The 23418-nt window shown below is 72.0% G+C and carries 21 protein-coding genes and 1 pseudogene; 17 read left to right on the forward strand and 5 right to left on the reverse strand.

Annotated elements, in window-relative coordinates; genetic code table 11:
• Positions 1–4 precede the first annotated feature (4 nt).
• From ACBR40_RS28210 to ACBR40_RS28220, 3 genes are all read left to right on the forward strand, one after another.
• The gene (locus ACBR40_RS28210) at positions 5–865 is read left to right on the forward strand and encodes an ABC transporter ATP-binding protein (RefSeq protein ID WP_371250715.1); all 861 of its coding nucleotides are present in this window, start codon (positions 5–7) and stop codon (positions 863–865) included.
• Complete coding sequence (locus ACBR40_RS28215) at positions 862–2436, forward strand: hypothetical protein (RefSeq protein WP_371250716.1); 1575 nt, start codon at positions 862–864, stop codon at positions 2434–2436. The genes ACBR40_RS28210 and ACBR40_RS28215 overlap by 4 nt, the downstream gene beginning before the upstream one ends.
• 68 nt (positions 2437–2504) lie before the next feature.
• A complete protein-coding gene (locus ACBR40_RS28220; RefSeq protein ID WP_344210365.1) occupies positions 2505–5126 on the forward strand; it encodes a phosphoenolpyruvate carboxylase in 2622 nt (873 codons plus the stop codon).
• 11 nt (positions 5127–5137) lie between these two features.
• Here the strand turns inward: ACBR40_RS28220 and ACBR40_RS28225 are convergent, their stop codons facing one another.
• The 4 genes from ACBR40_RS28225 to ACBR40_RS28240 form a co-directional block, all read right to left on the reverse strand.
• Complete coding sequence (locus ACBR40_RS28225; protein WP_371250717.1) at positions 5138–6280, reverse strand: hypothetical protein; 1143 nt, start codon at positions 6278–6280, stop codon at positions 5138–5140.
• A 98-nt stretch (positions 6281–6378) separates the two neighbouring features.
• The gene (locus ACBR40_RS28230) at positions 6379–7455 is read right to left on the reverse strand and encodes an epoxide hydrolase family protein (protein WP_371250718.1); all 1077 of its coding nucleotides are present in this window, start codon (positions 7453–7455) and stop codon (positions 6379–6381) included.
• 56 nt (positions 7456–7511) lie between these two features.
• The gene (fdhD, locus tag ACBR40_RS28235; RefSeq protein WP_371250719.1) at positions 7512–8354 is read right to left on the reverse strand and encodes a formate dehydrogenase accessory sulfurtransferase FdhD; all 843 of its coding nucleotides are present in this window, start codon (positions 8352–8354) and stop codon (positions 7512–7514) included.
• On the reverse strand, positions 8351–10555 hold the full coding sequence (locus tag ACBR40_RS28240) for an FdhF/YdeP family oxidoreductase (RefSeq protein ID WP_371250720.1): 2205 nt from the start codon (positions 10553–10555) through the stop codon (positions 8351–8353). The genes fdhD and ACBR40_RS28240 overlap by 4 nt, the downstream gene beginning before the upstream one ends.
• Positions 10556–10707: 152 nt before the next feature.
• Here ACBR40_RS28240 and ACBR40_RS28245 point away from each other — a divergent pair.
• The 11 genes and pseudogenes from ACBR40_RS28245 to ACBR40_RS28295 all read left to right on the forward strand — a co-directional run.
• Positions 10708–11904: pseudogene (locus tag ACBR40_RS28245) on the forward strand (RNA-guided endonuclease InsQ/TnpB family protein); the annotation flags it as partial.
• Between the two features lie 71 nt (positions 11905–11975).
• The gene (locus tag ACBR40_RS28250) at positions 11976–12797 is read left to right on the forward strand and encodes a biotin--[acetyl-CoA-carboxylase] ligase (protein WP_371250721.1); all 822 of its coding nucleotides are present in this window, start codon (positions 11976–11978) and stop codon (positions 12795–12797) included.
• 46 nt (positions 12798–12843) lie between these two features.
• The gene (locus ACBR40_RS28255; RefSeq protein WP_344210352.1) at positions 12844–13356 is read left to right on the forward strand and encodes a PH domain-containing protein; all 513 of its coding nucleotides are present in this window, start codon (positions 12844–12846) and stop codon (positions 13354–13356) included.
• Entirely contained in the window at positions 13353–14324 is a 972-nt protein-coding gene (locus ACBR40_RS28260) for an adenylate cyclase regulatory domain-containing protein (RefSeq protein ID WP_371250722.1), read from the forward strand. Before ACBR40_RS28255 ends, ACBR40_RS28260 begins: the two co-directional genes overlap by 4 nt.
• Positions 14325–14339: 15 nt before the next feature.
• Positions 14340–15428 carry an S-(hydroxymethyl)mycothiol dehydrogenase gene (locus tag ACBR40_RS28265; RefSeq protein WP_344210348.1) on the forward strand — a complete coding sequence of 363 codons (1089 nt, stop codon included), beginning with the start codon at positions 14340–14342 and terminating at the stop codon, positions 15426–15428.
• Complete coding sequence (locus tag ACBR40_RS28270; RefSeq protein ID WP_344210346.1) at positions 15425–16045, forward strand: MBL fold metallo-hydrolase; 621 nt, start codon at positions 15425–15427, stop codon at positions 16043–16045. Before ACBR40_RS28265 ends, ACBR40_RS28270 begins: the two co-directional genes overlap by 4 nt.
• 120 nt (positions 16046–16165) lie before the next feature.
• Positions 16166–16342, forward strand: coding sequence for a (2Fe-2S)-binding protein (locus ACBR40_RS28275; protein WP_344210344.1), 177 nt, complete (start codon positions 16166–16168; stop codon positions 16340–16342).
• A 22-nt stretch (positions 16343–16364) separates the two neighbouring features.
• Positions 16365–16856: a bacterioferritin gene (gene bfr / locus ACBR40_RS28280; RefSeq protein ID WP_344210342.1), complete on the forward strand. Its 492-nt coding sequence runs from the start codon at positions 16365–16367 to the stop codon at positions 16854–16856.
• Positions 16857–16931: 75 nt separating this feature from the next.
• Positions 16932–17921 (forward strand): NAD(P)-dependent oxidoreductase, encoded by a 990-nt coding sequence (locus ACBR40_RS28285; RefSeq protein WP_344210340.1) that lies wholly within the window; start codon positions 16932–16934, stop codon positions 17919–17921.
• A 118-nt stretch (positions 17922–18039) separates the two neighbouring features.
• Positions 18040–18708, forward strand: a complete 669-nt coding sequence (locus tag ACBR40_RS28290) for a response regulator transcription factor (RefSeq protein ID WP_012888073.1) — start codon at positions 18040–18042, stop codon at positions 18706–18708.
• Positions 18709–18712: 4 nt separating this feature from the next.
• Positions 18713–19993 (forward strand): ATP-binding protein, encoded by a 1281-nt coding sequence (locus ACBR40_RS28295; RefSeq protein ID WP_344210338.1) that lies wholly within the window; start codon positions 18713–18715, stop codon positions 19991–19993.
• On the opposite strand, the gene ACBR40_RS28300 is transcribed toward ACBR40_RS28295, so the two are convergent.
• A complete protein-coding gene (locus ACBR40_RS28300; RefSeq protein WP_344210336.1) occupies positions 19977–20459 on the reverse strand; it encodes a GtrA family protein in 483 nt (160 codons plus the stop codon). The two genes, ACBR40_RS28295 and ACBR40_RS28300, sit on opposite strands and share 17 nt — an antisense overlap.
• Before the next feature lie 300 nt (positions 20460–20759).
• Between ACBR40_RS28300 and ACBR40_RS28305 the strand changes: the two genes are divergently transcribed.
• The 3 genes from ACBR40_RS28305 to ACBR40_RS28315 all read left to right on the forward strand — a co-directional run bounded on the left by ACBR40_RS28305 (position 20760) and on the right by ACBR40_RS28315 (position 23415).
• Positions 20760–21908, forward strand: a complete 1149-nt coding sequence (locus ACBR40_RS28305) for a 5-(carboxyamino)imidazole ribonucleotide synthase (RefSeq protein WP_344210334.1) — start codon at positions 20760–20762, stop codon at positions 21906–21908.
• Positions 21909–21993: 85 nt separating this feature from the next.
• A complete protein-coding gene (purE, locus tag ACBR40_RS28310) occupies positions 21994–22470 on the forward strand; it encodes a 5-(carboxyamino)imidazole ribonucleotide mutase (protein WP_344210474.1) in 477 nt (158 codons plus the stop codon).
• 66 nt (positions 22471–22536) lie between these two features.
• Positions 22537–23415, forward strand: a complete 879-nt coding sequence (locus ACBR40_RS28315; RefSeq protein WP_371250723.1) for a GNAT family N-acetyltransferase — start codon at positions 22537–22539, stop codon at positions 23413–23415.
• Positions 23416–23418 lie beyond the last annotated feature (3 nt).

Raw genomic sequence — 23418 nt, forward strand, 5'->3', positions numbered from 1 at the left:
CTCCATGACGGATGCCGTACGGACCCACGGCCTGTTCAAGAGGTACGGGCAGCAGATCGCGGTGGCAGGGGTCGACCTCGTGGTCCCTGCCGGCAGTTTCGCGGGCCTGGTCGGCCCCAACGGAGCGGGCAAGACCACCACGCTCAGCATGATCACCGGGCTGCTCCGCCCCGACGGCGGCACGGCCGAGATCGACGGCTTCCACGTCTGGCGCGACCCCGTCGAGGTCAAGGCCCGCATCGGCGTGCTGCCCGAGGGGCTGCGGCTGTTCGAGCGGCTGTCCGGCCGGGAGCTGCTGACCTACTCCGGCCGGCTGCGCGGGCTCCCCAAGGCCGAGGTCGAGCGGCGGGCGGAGGAGCTGCTCACCGTGATGGACCTCACCGGGGCCGCCGACAAGCTCGTCGTCGACTACTCCACCGGCATGCGCAAGAAGATCGGGCTGGCCTCGGCGCTGCTGCACAACCCGTCGGTGCTGTTCCTGGACGAGCCGTTCGAGGGCGTCGACCCGGTCAGCGCCAACACGCTCACCGAGGTGCTGCGCGGCTTCACGGCCTCCGGCTCCACCGTCATCTTCTCCAGCCACGTGATGGACCTCGTCGAGCGGCTGTGCGACTGGGTGTCGGTGATGAACCAGGGGCACATCGTGGCGCAGGGGCCGCTGGAGCAGGTCCGTGGCGGGCGGCGGCTCAACGAGGCGTTCCTGGAGCTGGTCGGCGGCACCGGGCACGCCCGCGGCGGCGGCCTGTCCTGGCTCGGCGCCGGCGCCCGCGAACCCGCCGGCGCCCCCGCGCCTGCCCCCACGCCTGCCCCCGCGCCCGCGCCTGCCCCCGCCCCCATCGATGAGCCCGGGAAGGACGCGCCGTGAACACGGTGGCGCTCTTCGCGCGGCTGAAGCTGCGCCTGCTCGCCGGCAACCTGCGCGGCGACCTCCAGCGCAAGCTCGGCTTCCTGCTCACCACGGTCGTCGCGCTCGGCACGGCCGTGGTCGGCTTCCTCCTGATGAGCCTGCTGCGGCTCGCGCCCCACGACCTCGCCGTCAACCTGGTGATCGTCGCCTTCGCCCTGTTCCTGCTCGGCTGGATGATCGTGCCGCTGCTGGCCTTCGGCCTGGACGACACGCTCGACCCCGCCAAGCTCGCGCTGTTCCCGCTGCCGCCGCGCCGCCTCGCGATCGGCATGTTCACCGCGTCCGTGACCGGCGTGTGGCCGCTCACAATGCTCGCCGTCACCTCCGGGGCGCTCATCGCGCTGCCCGCAGGGATCGGCGGCGTGCTGCTCGGCGTGCCCGCCGTGCTGCTGCAGTTCGCGCTCTGCGTGGTGACCTCGCGCCTGATCACCACGGCGCTGTCCAGCGCGCTCCGCACCCGGCGCGGCCGGGACGTGCTGGCCGTGGCCGCCCTGTTCGTCGTCCTGCTCGCGCAGCTGCCCAACCTGCTGCTCAACCGCGGCTTCGGCGACCCCGGGGCGCTGCTTGACGGGCTGGCCGGCGTCCTGCGCTGGACCCCGCCCGGCATGGCGGCGCACGCGATCGCCGACGGCGGACTGACCGGCCTGGGCGAGCTGGTGATCCTGGCGCTGCTCACGCTGGCCATCGGCTGGCTGTGGATCAAGGCGCTGAGCCGGGCGCTGGTGACGCCGGACGTCTCCACGCAGGCGGCGTCGGTGCGCCGCAAGGACAGCGGCTGGATCGACCGGGTGCTGCCCGACGGGCCGCTCGCCGCCGTCGTGGGCAAGGAGCTGAAGTACATCAGGCGCGAGCCGCGCTTCCGCGTGGGCTGGTTCAGCGCCGTCGTCGTCACGCTCATCCTGTCGTTCTCGCTCGGCCGCACCGCGGGCGAGGGCGGGCCGGGCGGACCGGCGCTGCCCATCGTCATCACCGCGTTCGGCGCGCTGATGATCGCCCTGCAGTCGGGCAACACGTTCGGCTTCGACGGCCGCTCGCTCTGGATGAACGCCGTGACGTTCGGCTCCGAACGCGGGCTCGGCACCGACCTCGCCGGCCGCCACCTCGCCAACGTGCTCATCGCGACGCCGCTGCTCGCCGTGATCGCGGTCGCCACCGGGCTGTTCACCGGGCAGCCCGGCTCGATCCTGCCCGCGATGCTGGCCGGATGGGGCGCGCTCGGCATCGGGCTCGGCGTCGGGTCGGTGACCAGCGTGGTGCTGCCGTACGGGGTGCCCGAGCGGATGAACGCCTTCAGCGGCGCCGCACCCGGGCAGGGCGGGCAGGCGTTCGCGTCCTCGATGGGGGCGATGGCCGGCATCGCGCTGCTGTCGCTGCCGTTCCTGGTGCCGCTGGGGTTCGGGCTGCTGTGGGTGAGCGTGGCCGCCCCCTTCTACGGGCTCCTCGTCGAGGTCCTCGGCCGCCGCCTCGCCGCGCGGATCGGCTTCGCCCGCCTGCCGGAGCTGATGGCGGCCGTCGGCAAGGCGTCCTGACCAGTGGTCTAGTCCAATAAGTGAGACCGGTCTGCGGTCGCGAAAACCGACTCGCTACCCTTCGAAGCATGATTGACCAGGGGTTCGAACGTCGCAGCGCGGCCGTGACGGAGATGCCGGACGAGCTGCGCCACGACGTGCGGCTGCTCGGCAAACTGCTCGGTCAGGTGCTCGCGGAGCAAGGTGGCGAAGACCTGCTGGCCGACGTCGAACGGTTGCGCAAGGCCGTCATCGCGGCGCGCAGGGGCGAGGTCTCGGCCGACGAGATCACCGCCATCGTCGCCGGTTGGGAGATCGAGCGGGCGGTCGAGGTGGCCCGCGCCTTCACCTGCTACTTCCACCTGGCCAACCTGGCCGAGGAGCACTACAGGATCCGCACGCTGCGCGAGCGGGACACCGAGGGCAGGGTCCAGCGCGAGTCGCTGGCGCAGGCCGTCCAGGAGCTGGGCCACGAACGGGTGACCGAGCTGCTGGCCGGCCTGGAGCTGCACCCGGTGCTCACCGCGCACCCGACCGAGGCGCGCAGGCGGGCCGTCGTCACCGCCATCCAGCGCGTCAGCCACCAGCTCACCGAGTACAACACCCCGGGTCGCGGGGCCACCGAGCGCGCCGAGAGCCGGCGCCGCCTGCTGGAGGAGATCGACCTGCTGTGGCGCACCGCCCAGCTCCGCTCCAGCAAGCTCGACCCGCTCGACGAGGTGCGCACCGCCATGGCCGCCTTCGACGAGACCCTCTTCCGCATGGTGCCCCAGGTCTACCGCGCGCTCGACGCCGCGCTCGACCCGGACACCGGCACCCGCCCGCCGCAGGCCAGGCCGTTCATCCGGTACGGAAGCTGGATCGGCGGCGACCGCGACGGCAACCCGTACGTGACGGCCAAGGTCACCCGCGAGACCATCCAGATCCAGTCCGACCACGTGCTGGCCGCGCTGGAGACCGCCTGCGCCCGCATCGGCCGCACGCTGACCGCCTCCGCCCAGTTCACGCCGTGCTCGCCGGAGCTGAAGCGGGCGCTCGCGGCGGCCGTGGCCGCGCACCCGGAGATCGTCTCCGAGCTGGCCACCCGCTCGCCGCGCGAGCCGCACCGGCAGTGGCTGCTGTACGTGGCCGCGCGCATCTCCGCCACCCAGCGCCGCCACCTCGACCTGGCCTACCGCTCGCCCGCCGACCTGCTCGCGGACCTGCGGCTGGTGCAGGACTCGCTGGCGGCCTCCACGCCACGGCAGGCGTACGGGGAGCTGCAGCACCTCATCTGGCAGGTGGAGACGTTCGGCTTCCACCTGGCCGAGCTGGAGGTGCGCCAGCACTCGCAGGTGCACGCGAGCGCCCTTGAGGAGCTGCGGGCCGGCGGCGAGCTGTCCGAGCGCACCGAGGAGGTCCTCGCCACCATCCGGGTGATCTCCTGGATCCAGGAGCGGTTCGGCGTCACGGCCTGCTCCCGCTACGTCGTGTCCTTCACCCGCTCGGCCGACGACATCGCCGCCGTCTACGAGCTGGCCAGGCACGCGGCCGGCGACGGCGCGCCGGTGCTCGACGTGGTGCCGCTGTTCGAGTCCGGCGAGGACCTCGCCAACTCGCCCCGCGTGCTCAGCGGCATGCTGGAGATCCCCGAGATGCGGCGCAGGCTGGACGACAACGGCCGGCGCATGGAGATCATGCTCGGCTACTCCGACTCGGCCAAGGAGCTCGGCCCGGCCGCGGCCACCCTGCGCCTGTACGAGGCGCAGGAGGCGCTGACCGCCTGGGCCGCCGAGCACGACGTCAAGCTGCGCATGTTCCACGGCAGGGGCGGCGCGCTCGGCCGTGGCGGCGGCCCGGCCAACCGGGCGGTGCTGGCCCAGGCGCCGGGCTCGGTCGCGGGCCGGTTCAAGGTCACCGAGCAGGGCGAGGTCATCTTCGCCCGCTACGGCCACATCGCGATCGCCCGCCGCCACCTGGAGCAGGTCACCAACGCGGTCCTGCTGGCCTCCTCGCCCACGGTGAGCGCCACGACGGCGGCCGCCGCCGAGCGCTTCCGCGGCCTCGCCGAGCGGGTGGCGGTGGCCTCGGAGCAGGCGTACCGCGCGCTGACCGAGGCGCCCGGCTTCCCCGAGTGGTTCGGCCTGGTGAGCCCGCTGGAGGAGATCGGCACGCTGCGGCTCGGCTCGCGCCCGGCCCGCCGCGGCCTCGGCGCGCCGCGTTCCCTCGACGACCTGCGGGCCATCCCGTGGGTGTTCGCCTGGGCGCAGACCCGGGTCAACCTGCCCGGATGGTACGGCCTCGGCTCCGGCCTCGCCGCCGCGGACTCGCTCGACGAGCTGCGGGCGGCGTACGCCGAATGGCCGCTGTTCAACGCGCTGCTGGACAACGCCGAGATGTCGCTGGCCAAGACCGACCGCTCGATCGCCAAGCGCTATCTGGCGCTCGGCGGGCGCGAGGACTTCGCCCGGCAGGTCCTGGAGGAGTACGACCGCACCCGCGACCTGGTGCTCCGCGTGACCGGCCACGCCCGGCTGCTGGAGAACCGCAAGGTGCTCTCGCGCGCCGTGCAGCTCCGCGACCCGTACGTGGACGCGCTGTCCCACCTGCAACTGCGCGCCCTGCGCGCGCTCCGCACCGAGAACCCGTCGGAGCGCGAACGCGAACGCCTGTCCACCCTCCTGCTCCTGTCGGTCAACGGCGTCGCCGCCGGCCTCCAGAACACCGGCTGACGCGCGGCGGTTCAGCTCTCCTCAGGCGGCTCGCCCCGTAACAGGCGGGCGAGCCGCCGCACGCCCTCGCCGTCGAAGGTGACGTCCAGGTCGGTGAAGCGCACGCCCTTGCCGCGGAAGTCGTTGAAGACCTCCGGGTCGCCGTTCGCGACAATCAGCTTCAGCCCGCTCTCGAACTCGGCCTTCAGCTCCGCCCCCGGGTTCTCGACGGCGGTGACGTCGGCCCAGCGGACCCGGCCCGAGGTCGTCTCCGACACCCAGTTCTCGCGGACCCACGCGAGGTGGGCCGAGGTGAACAGCAGCGCGACATAACGGCCGAACTCGCCGGGCCGGGCGCACCGGCACATCGCGACGAGCTCCTCGTCGCCGGTGAGGGTGGCGGCGAGCGCGTCGCGCTGGGTGTCCCGGAGGCCCTTCTCGAACTCGGCCGCCGCCGCCCCAAGCCTCGCGACGTCGCGGGCCCGCCGGGCCTCGGCGAGGCTCTGCCAGCCGTCCTGGGCCGCCAGGGAGCGGAAGTCGTAGCCGCAGTCCGGGCAGGTCAGCAGGAGGCTCTCGGCGCGCGGCGCCCGGCAGTCCGGGCAGAAGGCCGTGAGGCCGACCGTCTCGAAGTCGGTGCTGTCGCACGCCGTGCAGACGCGGGTCATGCCGTGCTGCTTGGCCTCCCGCTCCTTGAGCCCTTCCTTGACGGCCTGCACGACGGCGAGGAATGCGGCCTGGCCGGGGTCGTCGTCGTCGAAGGCGGCGGCGGTCATGGCGAGGCCGGCACCCTGCCGTGACAGCGTGGCGGCGTCCGTCGCCGCGGCCTTCCTGGCCTCGCGCTCCGGGTCGACGAGCAGCGTGAGGTCGCAGACCCGGCAGCGGTAGCGGACCCGCAGGCGTCCCTGCTCGCGCAGGCTCCGCCTGATCCCCTCCCGCTCGCGGATGATCCCGATCCAGGATCCGATCCCGGGAGGAACGGCGAGGCCGTCCTCCGGATCGTCGAGCAGGCCCATCAGCTCCTGGAGCCCGGCCGGATCGGGCGGCTCCCCGGCGGACGTCGGCGCGGTGAGGATCTCCTGAGCCGCTTGGCGCACCGCGGCCACGGCGGCCGCGTCGAGGAACAGCGCCTGACCGGTGTCGGCGCGCGTGAACATGAATCCTGGCGAAACGTCCATGGGTTCCCCTCCCCTTGCCAGGTCGTGAGGCAACGATAGGGCGGCCCGACCGGGCGGGAAGGGAGCTTTCTGTGCCCGGTCGGTGACGGTTCGGTTACTCAGCCGGTGAAGAAGGCGATGATGTCGGAGGTGAGCGCTTCCGTGGCGGTGTGGGCGGTGTAGTGGCCGCGTGCGGGGGCGGGGAGCGTACGCCAGGAGACGATGCGGCTGTGGTCGCGGTCGGCGAAGCGGCGGATCGACTTGAAGTCGCCCTCGCCCATCGCCAGCGCGAGCGGCACCGTCGTCGGCTCCTTCGGCTGCTCCATGCGGGCGTTCTCCCAGTACAGCCGCAGGGCGGAGCCGGCGGTGCCGGTGAGCCAGTGGATGGCGGCGTTGGCGAGCACGAAGTCGTCGTCCAGGTCCTCGTCGAAGAGCTGGGCCAGCCAGCCGACCAGCCCGGCGGGGGAGTCGGCGAGGGCGTGGGCGAGGGTCTGCGGCTGCTGGGAGTGCAGGATGTTGAAGGCGCCCTTCTCCTTCCAGAACCAGTCGAGCACGGCGAGCCCTGCCTGCTCCTCCTCGCTCAGCCCGGCGAACTCGGCCGGGTCGCCGGAGGGGAAGGAGTACACCTGGGTCACGTGCACGCCCACCACGTGCTCGGGGGCGAGCCTGCCGACCTCGGGGGAGATCATCGAGCCGGCGTCGTTGCCGGCCGCGCCGTAGCGGTCGTAGCCGAGCCGGGACATCAGCTCGGTCCAGGCGCGGGCGATGCGCTGGTTGTCCCAGCCGAGCTCCTTGGTCGGGCCGGAGAAGCCGTAGCCGGGCAGGGACGGGATGACCAGGTGGAAGTGGCGCGACAGGGGCTCGATCGCGTCGAGGTACTCCATGATCGAGCCGGGCCAGCCGTGGGTGAGCAGGAGCGGCAGGGCGTCGGGGTCGGCGGCGCGTACGTGCACGAAGTGGATGTCCTGCCCGTCGATCTCGGTCGTGAACTGCGGGTACGCGTTCAGCCGGTCCTCCACCGCGCGCCAGTCGAACCCGTCGCGCCAGCGGGTGACCAGGCGCCGCACCCGCTCGACGGCCACGCCCTGGTCGGCGCCGGGGATCTCGTCGGTGAAGCGGGTGAGGGCGAGGCGGGCCTGGAGGTCGTCGAGGTCGGCCTGCGGGACGGCGACGCGGAAGGGGGTGATGGTCGTCATGACGAGATCCTCTCGGAACGGTTCGTTCTGTTCCAAGAGTAGCAGAACGGAATGATTCATTCCACCAAAATGCGCTCCTCGCCCGCGTACACGTTGCACCGCTCACCCCGCAGGAACCCGACCAGCGTCATCCCGAACTCCCTGGCCAGCTCCACCGCCAGCGACGACGGCGCCGAGACCGCGCACACCACCGGCACGCCCGCGGCCAGCGCCTTCTGCATGATCTCGTAGCTGGTCCGGCCGCTCACCACGAGCACGTGCCCGGCCAGCGGCAGCCGCCCGTTCAGCGCGGCCCACCCGGTCAGCTTGTCCACGGCGTTGTGGCGGCCCACGTCCTCGCGCACCACCACCGGCTCGCCCGCCGCCGTGAACAGGCCGGCCGCGTGCAGCCCGCCGGTCTTGCCGAACACGCCCTGCCCGCGCCGCAGCGCGTCCGGCAGGCCGTACAGGACGCCGGGAGCGAGCCGCAGCGTGCCCTCCGGCAGCGGCCGGCAGCGGTCGCGCAGGGCGTCCAGGCCGGCCGAGCCGCACACGCCGCACGCGCTGGAGGTGAGGAAGTGCCGCTCCAGCGCCGGCAGGTCGGGGACGGCGCCACGCAGGCGCACGGTGACGGTGTTGTAGCGGGCCTCCGGCGGCAGCTCCTCGTCGGTGCAGTACGCGATCGACGCGATGTCCCCCGGCCCGGCCAGCCCCTCGCCGTGCAGGAACCCGGCGGCCAGCTCGAAGTCGTGACCGGGCGTGCGCATGGTGATCGCCACGGTCCGCTGCTCGCCGCCGGCCCCGGTGACCCGGATCTCCAGCGGCTCCTCGGTGGCCAGGTCGTCGCGGCGCTCCCGGACCGCCGAGCCGTTGAGCTCGCGGATCCGGGCGCGGGTCGTGGGGCCGGGCCGGGTCTTCACAGCGCCCGCACGGTGACGAGGGCGTTGTAGTCGGGGATGCGCGCCTGCGGCGAGCGCCGGCTCTCGTCCAGCAGCACGTTGCCCTCCGGCCAGTGGACCTGGAGGTTGCCGGGCTGCAGCGGAGCCCGCAGCACCCTCCCCTCGTACGTCCGCTCGCCCGAGCGCAGCTCGACCCGGGCGCCGTCGGGCAGGCCGAGGCGGTCGGCGTCGTACGCGCTCATCAGCACCGCCTCGCGCGTCGCCCCGTTGAAGCCGTCGCGCCGCTCGTGGACCATGCTGTTGAACTGCTTGCCGCGCCGCGTCGCCACCATGAACGTGCCGTCCGGCCGCTCCAGCGCGGGCAGCGTCACGGCGGAGAACCGGCCGCGCCCGTCGGGCGTCTGGAAGCGGCCGTCGGCGAACAGGTGCCGCCCGCCGTACTGCACGTTGTCGCCGAAGCGGGCGAGGCCGGCGATGCCCGCGTAGAACGGCACCGCCCGCTCGATCTCGTCCCGGATCTGCGGCGTGCCGGTGAACCTGACCCGGTCGGCGATCTCGGGCCGCACCCGGGAGGCCAGCTCGGTGAAGATCTTCCACTCCGGCCACGCCTCGCCGACGCGCGGCCCCTCCACCTCGGGCGAGAAGATGATCCGCCGCTCGGTGGAGGTCTCGGTCACGCCGCCGACCATCTCGTAGCGCGTCTGGGCGGGCAGCAGCAGCACGTCGCCCGCGCCCGGCACCAGCATCTGCGACGACAGCACGATGTCCACGTGGACGCGGAGCGGCAGCCGTTCCAGCGCCTCCCTGCAATAGGCCGGGTCGGGCAGCACCTCCAGGAAGTTGCCGCCGGAGGAGATCAGCGCGTCCAGCTCGCCCCGGTGGGCGGCGTCGATCATGTCGGTGGCGGTCAGTCCGGGGGAGTCAGGCACCTCGAAGCCCCACAGCTCGGTGAACCGGGCCGCGTTCTCCGGGGTGACGGGCAGGCCGCCGGGGAGGCCGGTCGCGTACGCGCCCATCTCGGCCCCGCCCTGCACCCCGCTGTGCCCGCGAATCGGCATGAGTCCGCAGTTGTCCCGGCCGAGGAACCCGCGGGCGAGCGCCAGGTTGACGATCGCGCGCACGTTGTCCTCGCCGTAGGCGTGCTGCGTGATGCCCATCGACCACACGAGCACCGCCGAGCGGGCCTCGCCGAGCAGCCGCGCGAGGCGGAGCATGTCGTCCCTGGAGGCCCCGGACAGCGCCTCCAGCTCCTCCCACGACTGGGCGGCGACGGCCCGGCAGGCGTCCTCGAAGCCGGTCGTCCGCCGGTCCACGAACTCCTTGTCCACCCAGCCGTTCTCCACCAGGTGCTTGAGCACGCCGTTGAGGAAGCCGATGTCGCCGCCGACGTTCACGCCGAAGAACTCGTCGGTGATCTTCGTGCCGAACAGCGCGGACTCGGCGTTGGACGGCACCCAGTAACGTTCCATCCCGGGCTCGCGGTAGGTGTTGACCATGGCGATCCGGGTGCCGGCCTTCTTCGCGTGATAGAGGTACTTCATCGCGACCGGCTGGTTGTTGGACGGGTTCGAGCCGACGAAGACGATGAGGTCCGAGCCGATCCAGTCGGTGTAGGAGCAGGTCGTGGCCGCCGCGCCGATGGTCTCCTTGAGCGCGACCGTCGAGGGCGAGTGGCAGATGCGGGCGGCGTTGTCCACGTTGTTGCTGCCGAGCGCGCGCACCGCCTTCTGCGCCGCGTAGTAGTTCTCGTTGGGCACGCCGCGGCTGGTCAGGTAGGTGCCCGACCGCTTGCCGCGCAGCCCCTCCGCCGCCACGCGCAGCGCCTCGTCCCACGACACGCGGGTGAACCCGGGCTCGCCGGCCCGCCGCAGCATCGGGTACGGCAGCCGCCCCAGCTCCCGCAGCTCCGCGCTGCGCCGCCCGGCGAGCGCGGAGACGTCGCCCAGCAGCGAGACGTCCAGGGCGGGCATGGTGTTGAGCGGCAGCAGCCGCAGCCGGATGTTGCACAGATGGATCTCGTCCATCGTCCAGTCGCGCATGCCCTGCGTGCCGAGCGCGCACCCGTCGCAGGTGCCCTGGTTGAGTATGCGCCAGGCGTAGCGTCTGTTGCCCTTGACCGACTTGAACGCCTTCCACAGCTCCAGGTAGTTGTTCGGCTTGCGCAGCCCCAGGCCGAACGGCCGCCACGAGGCCCAGTTGCGCGGGTCCAGACGCTTGCTCATCAGATACCTCCGAGGAGACCCCCGCCTTCAGGCGGAGGAGGAATAGGACTCCTGCGGAGCGGGGCAGGAGCAGGCGATACACCATCAGGCGGACCGCCGTCATCTTTCGGAATCGGCCGAGGCGCGGGTGATCTCGCACCTAGGATCGAGGGGTGGCGCAGCTGGTGAAGCGGGCCTACAAGTACCGCTTCTATCCGACCCCCGAACAGGCCGAAGAGCTGGTCCGGACGTTCGGCTGCGTGCGCCTGGTCTACAACAAAGCACTCGAAGAGCGGACCCGCGCCTACAAGCTGGAAGGCCGCGGAGTCTCCTACACCGAGTCGTCCTCGACGCTGACCGCGTGGAAGAAGACACCCGAGCTGGCGTTTCTTAACGAGGTGTCGTCGGTGCCGCTGCAGCAGACGCTGCGGCATCTGCAGGCGGCGTTCGCGAACTTCTTCGCCCGCCGCGCCAAGTACCCCACCTTCAAGAGCAAGAAGAGGTCGCGGGCGTCGGCGGAATACACCCGCTCTGGGTTCCGCTGGCGTGACGGTCGGCTCACCTTGGCCAAGATGGGGGCGCCGCTGGACATCGTGTGGTCGCGTCCGCTGCCCGAGGGGGCCGAGCCGTCCACGGTCACCGTGAGCAGGGACCCGGCCGGGCGGTGGTTCGTGTCCCTGCTGGTGGAGGAGGAGATCGTGCCCTTGCCGCCGGTCGAGCGGTCGACGGGCCTGGACGCGGGCCTCACCGCGCTGCTCACACTGGCATGCGGCGAGAAGCTCGCCAACCCGCGTCACGAGCGTCGCGAGCGGCGCAGGCTGGCCAAGGCACAGCGGGCGCTGGCCCGTAAGGAGAAGGGTTCGAAGAACCGGGCCAAGGCCCGGCTGAAGGTGGCACGGGTACATGCTCGGATCGCCGACCGCAGGCGCGACTACCTGCACAAGGTCACCACACGGCTGGTTCGCGAGAATCAAACGATCGCCGTGGAAGACCTGGCCGTACGCAACCTGCTCAAGAACCACGCCCTGGCCCGCGCCATCTCGGACGCCGGGTGGCGGGAGCTGCGGCGCATGCTGGCGTACAAGACAGCCTGGTACCGCCGCACGCTGGCGGTGGCACACCGCTTCTTTCCCTCCTCCAAGCTGTGCTCGATCTGCGGGACGGTGCAGGAAGAGATGCCGTTGAGCGTCCGGGCGTGGGTCTGTGCGTGTGGCGCGGTCCATGACCGGGAGGTGAACGCGGCCCAGAACGTGCTCGCCGCCGGGCTGGCGGAGAGCTGAAACGCCTGTGGAGCTGGTGTAAGACCTCAAGCGGGAGTCCTCCTCTCGGGCGGGCGATCGGCGGTGAAGCAGGAAGACCGACCGGCGACGGTCGGACTCCCCCTCGTTCACGAGGGGGAGGATGTCAAATCGCCATCCTCTCTCCCTGCAAAGATAGGTGGATGCCCGACTCGCGTTATTCCGACCTCGACCGTCCGCCGCTCTCGGAGGCCGCGCTCAACCGCGCCCTCGTCCGTCCGGGCGGCCTGTGGACGGGCGTCACCGTCGTGGAGCGCACCGGCTCCACGAACGCCGACCTCGCCCGTGCCGCCCAGGAGGGCGCCGCGGAAGGCGCGGTGCTGGTGGCCGAGGCGCAGGAGGCCGGGCGCGGCCGGCTCGGCCGGGTCTGGAACGCGCCGCCGCGCTCGGGGCTGACGTTCTCGATCCTGCTCCGGCCGCAGGCGCCGGTGGCGGCGCAGGGCTGGCTGCCGCTGCTGTACGGCGTGGCCGCCGCCTCCGCCGTACGCCGCCTGGCCGAGGTGGATGTACGCCTGAAGTGGCCCAACGACCTGCTGATCGGCGAGCGCAAACTGGCCGGGGTGCTGGCCGAGCGGGCCGACGACGCCGTGGTCGTCGGCATGGGGCTGAACGTCTCGCTGCGCGCCGACGAGCTGCCGGTCGGCACCGCCACGTCGCTCGCCATCGAGGAGGCGGCCTGCCTCGACCGCGATCCGCTGCTGCGGGCCGTCCTGCGCGAGGTCGAGGTCCACTACCGCGAGTGGGCGGCGGCGGGCGGCGACGCCGAGGCGTGCGGGCTGCGCGCGGCCTACCTCGCCGCCAGCGCCACCGTCGGCCGCCAGGTCAGGGTCGAGCTGCCCGGCCGCCCGGCGCTGATCGGGCGGGCGAGCGGCATCGACCACTCCGGCTGCCTGGAGGTCGAGGGGCCGGACCGGCTCCACACGCTGAGCGCCGGCGACGTCGTCCACGTGCGGCCCGCGGAATGAGGCATCGGCGTGGCCCCCGGACGGCGTTGGTGGCACGATTTGGCCCATGACCCTTCCCGACCACCATCTGACGCAGGGTGAGCGGCGGATCCGGGCCTTCCACCCCCATTGGAAGCGCCTCATCGGACCGGCCGTCGCTCTCGTGCTCATCGCCGCCGCCTCCGGCGCGGCGCTGTGGTTCATCCCGCCGGACTGGCAGTTCGCCCTCTACGCCAGGGCCGCCGTCGCCGTCCTCGCGCTCATCCTGCTGACGATCTGGTCGTTCACGCCCTATCTGCGCTGGAAGAACACCGGGTACGTGCTCACCACCCACCGCTTCACGATCAGCCGGGGGGTGCTCAACAAGTCCACGGACGAGATCCCGATCACCAAGGTCAACACGGTCAGCTCCGACCAGACCCTGGTGGAGCGCATGCTCGGCTGCGGCACCCTGACCGTCGAGTCCGCGAGCGACCGCGGCGAGATCGTGCTGCGCGACATCCCCCACATCCAGGACGTCCGCCACGATCTGTTCCGGCTCGTCGAGGACGCCTCGGACGGCGAGATCGACGGCCGTTGAGCAGCCAGGGGCGGCCGACGGCCGAGGAGGTCGAGCGCCTGCTGCTCGGCCGGCCGCCGCGGCACACGCGGGCCGGGGTCGCGGAGCTGAGCGGCGTGCCGCAGGAGCTGGCCGCGCGCATCTGGCGCGCCCTCGGCTTCGCCCAGCGCGCCGACGACGCCGTTGCGTTCACCGACGCCGACGTCGAGGCGCTGCGCCGGGTCCGCCACCTGCTCGACACCGGGCTGCTGGACGAGGAGACGGTCGTCCGCATGGCCCGCGCGCTCGGCCAGACCACGGCGAGGCTCGCGCAGTGGCAGGCCGAGATCATGACGAGCGCGATGCTGCCGCCCGAGCCGGGCGACGACGACCTGGCCAGGATGCTCGACGCCACAGGCGGCCTGCTGCCCGACTTCGAGCGGGTGCTCGTGCACGTCTGGCGGGCCCAGCTCGCCGCGGCCGGCACCCGGCTGCTGGCCCTCGCCGACCTCAGCGACGAGCCGCTGCTCACGCGGGTGCCGATGGCGGTGGGCTTCGCCGACCTCGTCTCCTTCACCAGCCGCTCCCGCGAGCTGACCGAGCGGGAGCTGGCCGCGCTGGTCGAGGGGTTCGAGTCGCGGGCCTCCGACGTGGTGGCCTCGCACGGCGCGCGGCTGGTCAAGACGCTGGGCGACGAGGTGCTGTTCACCGCGCCGGGCGCGGCCCAGGCCGCCGCCATCGCGCTCGACCTGGTCGAGGCCGACGAGCTGCGGATCGGGCTGGCGTACGGGCCGGTCGTGCCGATGATGGGCGACGTGTTCGGCACCACGGTCAACCTGGCCGCCCGGCTCACCGCGATCGCCCGTCCCGGCTCCGTGCTCGTGGACGCCGCGCTGGCCGCCGAGCTGGACGCCGAGCCGCACGGCTTCGCCCTGCACAGGATCAGGAAACGCCCGGCCAGGGGGCTCGGCGTGGTGCAGCCCTTTGTCTTGCGGAGATCAACCCTCTGACACAAGATGGCTGGCATGCCGTACGAAGTGCAGGGCGTCGTCGCCCGTGGTAAGGGCCAGGAAGTCTCACTCGAAACCGTCGTCGTCCCGGACCCGGGGCCGGGCGAGGCCGTCGTGAACGTACAGGCCTGCGGGGTCTGTCACACCGACCTGCACTACCGGGAGGGCGGGATCAGCGACGACTACCCGTTCCTGCTCGGTCATGAGGCGGCGGGCGTCGTGGAGGCGGTCGGCGACGGCGTGACCGAGGTCGCGCCGGGCGACTTCGTGATCCTCAACTGGCGGGCGGTGTGCGGCCAGTGCCGGGCCTGCCTGCGCGGCCGTCCCTGGTACTGCTTCAACACCCACAACGCCCGCCAGAAGATGACGCTGAAGGACGGCACCGAGCTGTCGCCGGCGCTCGGCATCGGCGCGTTCCTGGAGAAGACGCTGGTGGCCGCCGGCCAGTGCACGAAGGTCTCGGCCGACGCTCCGGCGCAGGTCGCGGGGCTGCTCGGGTGCGGCGTGATGGCCGGGATCGGCGCGGCGATCAACACCGGCGGCGTCACCCGCGGCGACAGCGTGGCGGTGATCGGCTGCGGCGGCGTCGGCGACGCGGCCGTGCTCGGCGCCTCGCTGGCCGGCGCGTCGAAGGTCATCGCGGTGGACGTGGACGAGCGCAAGCTGGAGTGGGCGCGCGGCTTCGGCGCCACCCACACGGTCAACTCGCGCGACAACGACCCGGTCGAGGCGATCCGCGAGCTGACCGGCGGGTTCGGCGCGGACGTCGTCATCGAGGCGGTCGGCCGGCCGGAGACCTACGAGCAGGCGTTCTACGCCCGCGACCTGGCGGGGACCGTCGTCCTGGTCGGTGTGCCGACCCCGGAGATGCGCATCGACCTGCCGTTGCTCGACGTGTTCGGCCGCGGCGGCGCGCTGAAGTCCTCCTGGTACGGCGACTGCCTGCCGAGCCGCGACTTCCCGATGCTCATCGACCTGTTCCTGCAGAACCGGCTGCCGCTGGACAAGTTCGTCACCGAGACCATCGCGCTCGACCAGGTCGAGGAGGCGTTCGCCAAGATGCACCGCGGCGACGTGCTGCGTTCGGTGGTGACGTTCCAGTGATCGACCGGGTCATCACCTCGGGGACGTTCTCGCTGGACGGCGGCACCTGGGAGGTCGACAACAACGTCTGGCTGGTGGGCAACCACCGCGAGGTCGTCGTCATCGACGCCGCCCACGACGCCGAGGCGATCGCCGCGCGGGTCAACGGGCGCGAGGTCAAGGCGATCCTGTGCACCCACGCCCACAACGACCACATCAACGCCGCCCGCGAGCTGGCCGAGCGCACGGGCGCGCCGATCCGGCTGCACCCGGCCGACCAGGTGCTGTGGGAGCAGGAATACGGCGACAAGCTGGGCTACGAGCCGCTGGCCGACGGCGAGCGCGTCGAGGTGGGCGGCTGCGTGCTGGAGATCCTGCACACCCCGGGGCACGCGCCGGGCGCGGTGTGCTTCCACGGGCCCGAGCTGGGCGTGCTGTTCAGCGGGGACACCCTGTTCAAGGGCGGGCCGGGGGCGACCGGGCGGTCCTACTCGTCGTTCGAGACGATCATCGACTCGATCAGGAAGCGGCTGCTGACGCTGCCGCCGGAGACGGTCGTGCACACCGGTCACGGCGACTCGACCTCGATCGGCGCCGAGGCCCCGCACCTGGAGGAGTGGATCGCGCGCGGTCACTGAAGATCACCAAGAGGTAGCTCACTGTGAGGCAGCTTACATAGGCAAGCCTAACCACAGTGGGCTACTCTTAGGTGTGCCTAACCTTAGGCGCCAGTCCCCGCTGAGAGGCCATCCCCGGAAATGTATGCGTGTATTTGTCGTGCTGTGACGGAAAATGAGGTGCACGACTGCATCGCCGCCGGGGCGAAAAGTGCGAAGGAGATTCGCGACACCACTGGTGCGGGCGGGGACTGTGCCCGTTGTGTGCGGAAGATCTGTGCGATCCTGAAGCGGTCTGAAGAGTTGACGACCGCATAGCCGGACAGCAGGGGGCCCCGTCATGCAGGGCGACAAACAGATCATCGAGTTGCTCAACGAGCAGCTGACCGCCGAGCTCACCGCCATCAACCAGTACTTCCTGCACTCCAAGATGCAGGAGAACTGGGGCTACACGAAGCTGGCCGAGCACACCCGCGACGAGTCCTTCGAGGAGATGCGGCACGCGGAGCGGCTCACCGACCGCATCCTCTTCCTCGAAGGGCTGCCCAACTACCAGCGGCTCGGCACCCTGCACATCGGGCAGACCGTCGAGGAGCAGCTCCACGCCGACCTTGAGGTCGAGCTGGCGGTCGTCCAGCGCCTGCGCCCGGCGATCGCGCTCATGCGCGAGAAGGGCGACATCACCTCGGCCAACATCTTCGAGGACATCCTCCGCGACGAGGAGGAGCACATCGACTACCTGGAGACCGAGCTCGGCCTGATCAACACCCTCGGCATCCAGCTCTACCTGGCCCGTTACGCCAAGACCGAGCACAAGGACAAGGACTACTGACCCGCTGAGTGGTTCGTCCGAACCTGTGCGAAGTGGCCCGCTTCTGGGGGCCGTTTCGTTCCTAGGGTGGTCGGCATGACGAGCAAGAACGTTTCCGGTCTGCGGATCTTCCTGGCCGGCGGCGCGGGGGTGCTCGGCCGGCGCGTCATCCCGCTGCTGGTCGCGGCGGGACACACCGTGGTCGCCACCACCCGGCACGCGGCGCGTACGGGCCCGCTGCGCGACCTCGGCGCCACGCCCGCGCTGGTGGACGTCCTCGACGCCGCCGCCCTGACCGAGGCGGTCCGCGAGTCGGGGGCGGACGTGGTCATGCACCAGCTCACCGACCTGGCCGGGGGAGACCTGGCCGCCAACGCCGCGCTGCGCCGCGACGGCACCCGCAACCTGGTCGACGCCGCTCGCGCCGCCGGGGTGCGCCGGATCGTGGCGCAGAGCATCTGCTGGACGTACGTGCCGGGCGCGGGCCCCGCCCGCGAGGGCGAGCCCCTGGACCTCGGCGCGCCCGAGCCGCGCCGCAGCACCGTGGCGGGGGTGGCGGCCCTGGAGTCGGCCGTGGCCGAGCTGCCCGAGTGGGTGGTGCTGCGCTACGGCCTGCTGTACGGGCCGGGCACCTGGTTCGAGCCGCGCGGCCTGCGCGCGGCCGAGGCGCGGGAAGGAAGGCTGGTGGCGGGCGCCGACGTGACGAGCTTCGTGCACGTGGACGACGCCGCGGCAGCCGCCCTGGCGGCCCTGGACTGGCCTACGGGCCACGTCAACGTCTGCGACGACGAGCCGGCCGCCGGGCTCGACTGGGCGCCCGCGTTCTGCCGCGCGGTCGGCGCGCCCGCGCCGCCGGTGTCCGGCGCGCCGGCGAACCCGGCCGCGCGCGGCGCGGACAACCGGCACGCGCGGCGGGACCTCGGCTGGACGCCCGCGTACCCGTCGTGGCGGGAGGGTTTCCCCGCTCTCGCCAGCGATCGCGATATTCCGGACACCGGCTATTTCGGGACAATCTCGAACGGCGGGGTTGAGCATTATCGCGGTGGGCATGATGAGTCGATCCCCGTGCGCGGGAAAGCGCGGTAATTTAATCACGACCAACCGTATTTTAGTCGTGTTTGCCCAGGTCAATGGATAGGTCAACGACGAGTCAAACCGCGCGCTGTAGCCGGGAAACGATCGCTTAAGGTCCTACGATCGCTTTATGACCTGCGTACTTCTCGCCGAGGATGACACCTCGATCTCCGAGCCGCTCGCGCGCGCCCTGCGTCGCGAGGGCTATCAGGTCGAGGTTTCCCCCGACGGCCCGCAAGCCCTGGAGCGGGCCCTGTCGGGCGGCATCGATCTCATAGTTCTGGACCTCGGGCTGCCGGAGATGGACGGCCTGGAGGTGGCCCGCCGCATCCGCGCCGAGGGCCACGGGACCCCGGTCCTGATCCTCACGGCGCGCGTCGACGAGGTGGACACCGTCGTCGGGCTCGACGCCGGGGCCGACGACTACGTGACCAAGCCGTTCCGGCTGGCCGAGCTGCTGGCCCGGGTACGCGCCCTGCTGCGGCGCGGCACCTCCGAGACCCCGGTCGTGCAGGGGGTGCGCATCGACGCCGACTCCCGCCGCGCCTGGATGGGCGACAAGGAGCTGCACCTCACGACCAAGGAGTTCGACCTGCTGCGGGTGCTGGTCCGCGACGCGGGCAAGGTGGTCACCCGCGAGCAGATCATGCGCGAGGTGTGGGACACCAACTGGTGGGGCTCCACCAAGACGCTCGACATGCACATCTCCTGGCTACGGCGCAAGCTCGGCGACGACGCCGCCAAACCGCGCTACATCACGACCGTCCGGGGAGTCGGCTTCCGGTTCGAACGCGAGTAGGCGGATGCGCCGTCGACTGCTCACCTCCACCCTGGTCGTCGCGGTCATCGCGGTCCTGCTGCTGGGGGTCCCCCTGGGCGTCGTGGTGAGCCGCCTGATCGTCGACGAGGCGGCTCAGGAGCTCGGGGCGGAGGCCAAACGTCTCGTGGGGGAGGTCGAGTACGCCCGCGTCCAGGAGACGCCGCTCGATCCTCAGCAACTGGAGCAGAAATACCCGGGCAGGTACATCCAGATCTGGGAACGCGGAACCCCCCTCCGGGTGACCGTCGTCGGCACCGCACCGGCGTCCGGTCACCTCATGACGGAGGACGCCCAGACCAACACCGGCGTCTACGTACGCATCAGCCGCGACCGCGACCAGGTCGAGCGCGACGTACGGGCCCGTCTGCTGCTCATCGTCGCCTTGGCCGTGGCCGCCCTGGCGGTGGCCGTGAGCCTGGCCGTCGTGCAGTCCCGCCGGCTGACGCTGCCCCTGCGGGACCTCGCGAAGATCGCTGAGCGGCTGGGGTCGGGCGACGCGCGGCCGAGCAAGCACCGCTACGGCATACCCGAGCTCGACCGCGTGGCGCAGGTGCTCGACCGCAGCGCGGCCCGCATCTCCGACCTGCTGACGCGGGAGCGCGAGTTCGCCACCGACGCCTCCCATCAGCTCCGCACGCCGCTCACCGGCCTCACCATGCGGCTGGAGGAGATCGTGGCCTCGGCCGGCGAGCCGGAGGTCGTCCGCGAGGAGGGCGAGGCGGCGATCGTCCAGGCCGAGCGGCTGACCGCGGTCATCGACGAGCTGCTGGCCGCGGCGCGCCGGCAGCGGCACGCCCAGGCCGAGCCGGTGTGCATCGACGAGGTGCTGATCCAGCAGGTGAGGGAGTGGGAGCCGGTGTTCAAGGATGCCCACCGCGAGCTGCGGCTGGAGGGGGCGCGCGGGCTGAAGGCCCTCGCCACCACCGGCGGCTTCGGCCAGGTGGTGGCCTCGCTGCTGGAGAACTCGCTGCGGCACGGGGGCGGCAGGGTCACCGTCACCAGCACCAGCGGCGACAACTACGTGGTGGTCGAGGTGGCGGACGAGGGCCCCGGCATCGCCGATGAGATCGCTCCCAAGATCTTCGAGCGGAACGTCAGCGGCGGCGGGGGCACCGGTCTCGGCCTCACGCTGGCGCGGGCGCTGGCCGCCGCGGACGGCGGGCGGCTGGAGCTGGTGCGGCGGCGGCCGGCGACGTTCGCCGTCTTCCTGCGGCCGGCCGAGGACGACGGCCGGGGCAACCGGGTGGTCAGCGGTCCTGCCTGACGCCCTGGCCGGGCAGCTCGACCGGAATGGGCTCGGTGGCCTCCAGGAACACCCACTTCTTGTACGACCAGTAACGGAAGAGGGTGCCGAGCCCCACGCCGACGATGTTCGAGATGTTGACCGACAGCGTGTCGGTGAGGCCGAGCGTGTAGGTGGTGAAGCCGATGGTCAGGATGCCGAAGAGCAGCGCGATGCCGTTGAGCAGGAAGAACAGGAAGTATTCGCGCCCGAGCCCGGTCTGTTCGCGGTGGCGGAAGGTCCAGTAGCGGTTGCCGAGGTAGGCGAACGTGGTGGACACGACCGTCGCCGCGAGCTTCGAGGTCAGCGGGCCGAGGCCGATCACGACGTGGCAGAAGTTGAGCAGGCCGGTGTCGATCACGAAGGCGACCGCGCCGATGCTGCCGAACTTGGCCAGCTCGTGAACCAGGGACGAGAACCGCTCGTAGAGGCGCTTGACGACTTCCACGGGTCTGCTTCGGTCCCTTCTTCGCTGCCCGGCGCTGTCGCGGCTCGTCAGCCGGGCTCGATCTGTCCAGCGTACCGGCCTGGTCGTAGGGCCGGTGTCAGACGGATGAACTTACCCCGTCACGCCGTACTCATGAAATATCCAGCAATGTCGGGCGTATTCCTGGGCCGAGGACTACCCTGCGAGGCGGGCCGCTGGGCGGCCGCGCCCGCGAGGGCACCCGGAACGGCCGCCCAGCGCCCCCTCGGGCGCGCGGGCCCGCATTCGGGTGGTCCGTACGCCCCGGTAAGCTCACCTGGCGTGAGTGCTTACCGCCCCATCGGTCCGGTCGTCGGCATCGTCGGCGCAGGTCAGCTGGCCAGAATGTCCCAGCCGCCCGCCATCGCGCTCGGCGTCGAGCTGCGGGTGCTGGCCAACGCCCCCGACGAGAGCGCCGCCCGCGTCATCGTCGACACGCGCATCGGCGACTACCGCGACCTCGACGTGCTGCGTGAGTTCGCCCAGGGCTGCGACGTCATCACGTTCGACCACGAGCACGTGCCCACCGAGCACATCGAGGCGCTCATCGCCGAGGGTCACGCCGTGCATCCCGGGGCGGCGGCGCTCGTCCACGCGCAGGACAAGGCGGTCATGCGCGAGCGGCTCAGCGCCATCGGCGTGCCCTGCCCGGCCTGGGCCCGGGTGTCGTCCGCGGCCGACGTGACGGCCTTCGCCGAGCAGCACGGCTGGCCGGTCGTGCTCAAGGCGGTGCGCGGCGGCTACGACGGCCGCGGCGTGTGGGTGTGCCGCGACGCGGCCGAGGTCGAGGAGGCCCTGGCGGCGGGAGTGCCGCTCATGGCCGAGGCGTTCGTGCCGTTCGAGCGGGAGCTGTCCGTCGTGGTGGCCCGCTCGCCGCACGGCCAGGGCGTCAGCTACCCCGTCGTCGAGACCGTCCAGCAGGACGGCATCTGCGTCGAGGTGCTCGCCCCCGCGCCCGGCCTCGACCCCGAGCAGGCCGCGCAGGCCCAGCGCATCGGGCTCACCATCGCCCACGAGCTGGGCGTCACCGGGCTGCTGGCGGTCGAGCTGTTCCAGACCTCCACCGGGCTCGTGGTCAACGAGCTGGCCATGCGCCCGCACAACAGCGGCCACTGGACGATCGAGGGCGCCCGTACGTCGCAGTTCGAGCAGCACCTGCGGGCCGTGCTCGACCTGCCGCTCGGCTCGCCCACGATGACCTCGCAGGTCGTCGTCATGGCCAACCTGCTCGGCGGCGACGACCCCGACCTGTTCAAGCGGTACGAGCACGTGCTCGCCCACGACCCCGGCATCAAGCTGCACTTCTACGGCAAGCAGGTGCGGCCCGGCCGCAAGATCGGCCACGTCACGGCGGTCGGCTCCAACCTCGACGAGGTCCGCGCCCGCGCCCGCCACGCCGCCGTCCACCTCATGACAGGGGAATACACGTGAGTGAGCGCAGCGAACGAACCATCAGACGCAGCATCGTGATCGTCACGTTGCCGACGAAGGAGGCGGCGTGACGATCGGCATTGTGATGGGGTCGGATTCGGACTGGCCGGTGATGAAGGCGGCGGCCGAGGCGGTCGCCGAGTTCGGGGTGCCGTTCGAGGCCGATGTCGTCTCCGCGCACCGCATGCCCACCGAGATGATCGACTACGGCCGGCAGGCCGCCTCCCGCGGCCTCCAGGTGATCATCGCCGGCGCCGGCGGGGCCGCGCACCTGCCCGGCATGCTGGCCTCCGTCACGCCGCTGCCGGTCATCGGGGTGCCGGTGCCGTTGAAGCACCTCGACGGCATGGACTCCCTGCTGTCCATCGTGCAGATGCCGGCCGGGGTGCCGGTGGCGACGGTCGCGGTGGGCGGCGCCCGCAACGCCGGGCTGCTCGCCATCCGCATCCTCGCCGCCGCCGACCCCGCCCTGCGGGCCCGGATGGAGGAGTTCCAGGAGCGGTTGAAGGAGCAGGCGTACGCGAAGGGCGAGCGCCTGCGCGCCGAGGCCAAGGAGCTGTAGCCGAGCTTCAGTTGGGACGGCCGCCGAGCTGTAGCCGGGGCGGCCGTCAGCGGTTATCGTGCCGGGATGGACGCCGTGATCCGGGCGCACGCCGCCCGCGTCCGGGCCGCGGACCCGCTGGTCGCGGGCCAGGACGAGTTACGGGGCAAAGGGCACATCGAGGCACGTGGCGCCGTCGGGCGGGCCACCGTCGAACGCGTCGATCCCGGCAGCATGCGCGCCTCCTGGTCCCCGCTGGTGGTGCACCGCCTCCAGGCGCGCGTCGCGGGCCCGTCCCCGGAGGCGGCGCTCGGCGCGCTGCTCGATGCCTGGCTGGCCGGGATCCCGCTCGACGAGCAGGGGCAGGCGCTCACCGTGACCTGGCCGAGCCGGGACGTCGCACCGGTACGCGCGCTGGCCGCCCGCAACTTCGCCCCCGTCGTGGCGCAGGCGGTGCGCGCCGGGATCGCGGGAACGGCGCAGGGCGCGGGCGTCCGCCAGGCCACGCCCGACGACCTGGAGACGCTGGCCCGCCTGTACGAGCGCCTGGTGGCCTACGACGCCCACTTCGGCTGGGTGGCGGTGCGCGCCTCGACCGCCTCGCGGATCAGGGCGTTCCTGGCCTCGGAGGTCATGCCGAGGGAGTGGTGCTGGCTGGCCGAGGGGGCCGACGGCACGCCGCTCGGCTGCGTCATCGTCCAGCCGCCCGCGCACTGCGGCTGGATCGCGGGCAGCGTGGACGCCTCGCCGGTGGCGTACCTGAGCGTTCTGTACGTCGATCCGGACGCGCGCGGGCGGGGCGTCGGGGCGCTGCTCGCGGACGTGGCCCACGGGTACGCGGCGGCGCAGGGCGTACGGACCATGCTGCTCCACCACGCCCTGCCGAACCCGCTGTCGACCCCCTTCTGGGCGCGTCGCGGCTATCGTCCGCTCTACACCCAATGGGTGCGCCACCTGGGGGTGTGACCC

This window comes from Nonomuraea sp. AD125B, from assembly GCF_041402765.1.
GTDB lineage: Bacteria > Actinomycetota > Actinomycetes > Streptosporangiales > Streptosporangiaceae > Nonomuraea > Nonomuraea bangladeshensis.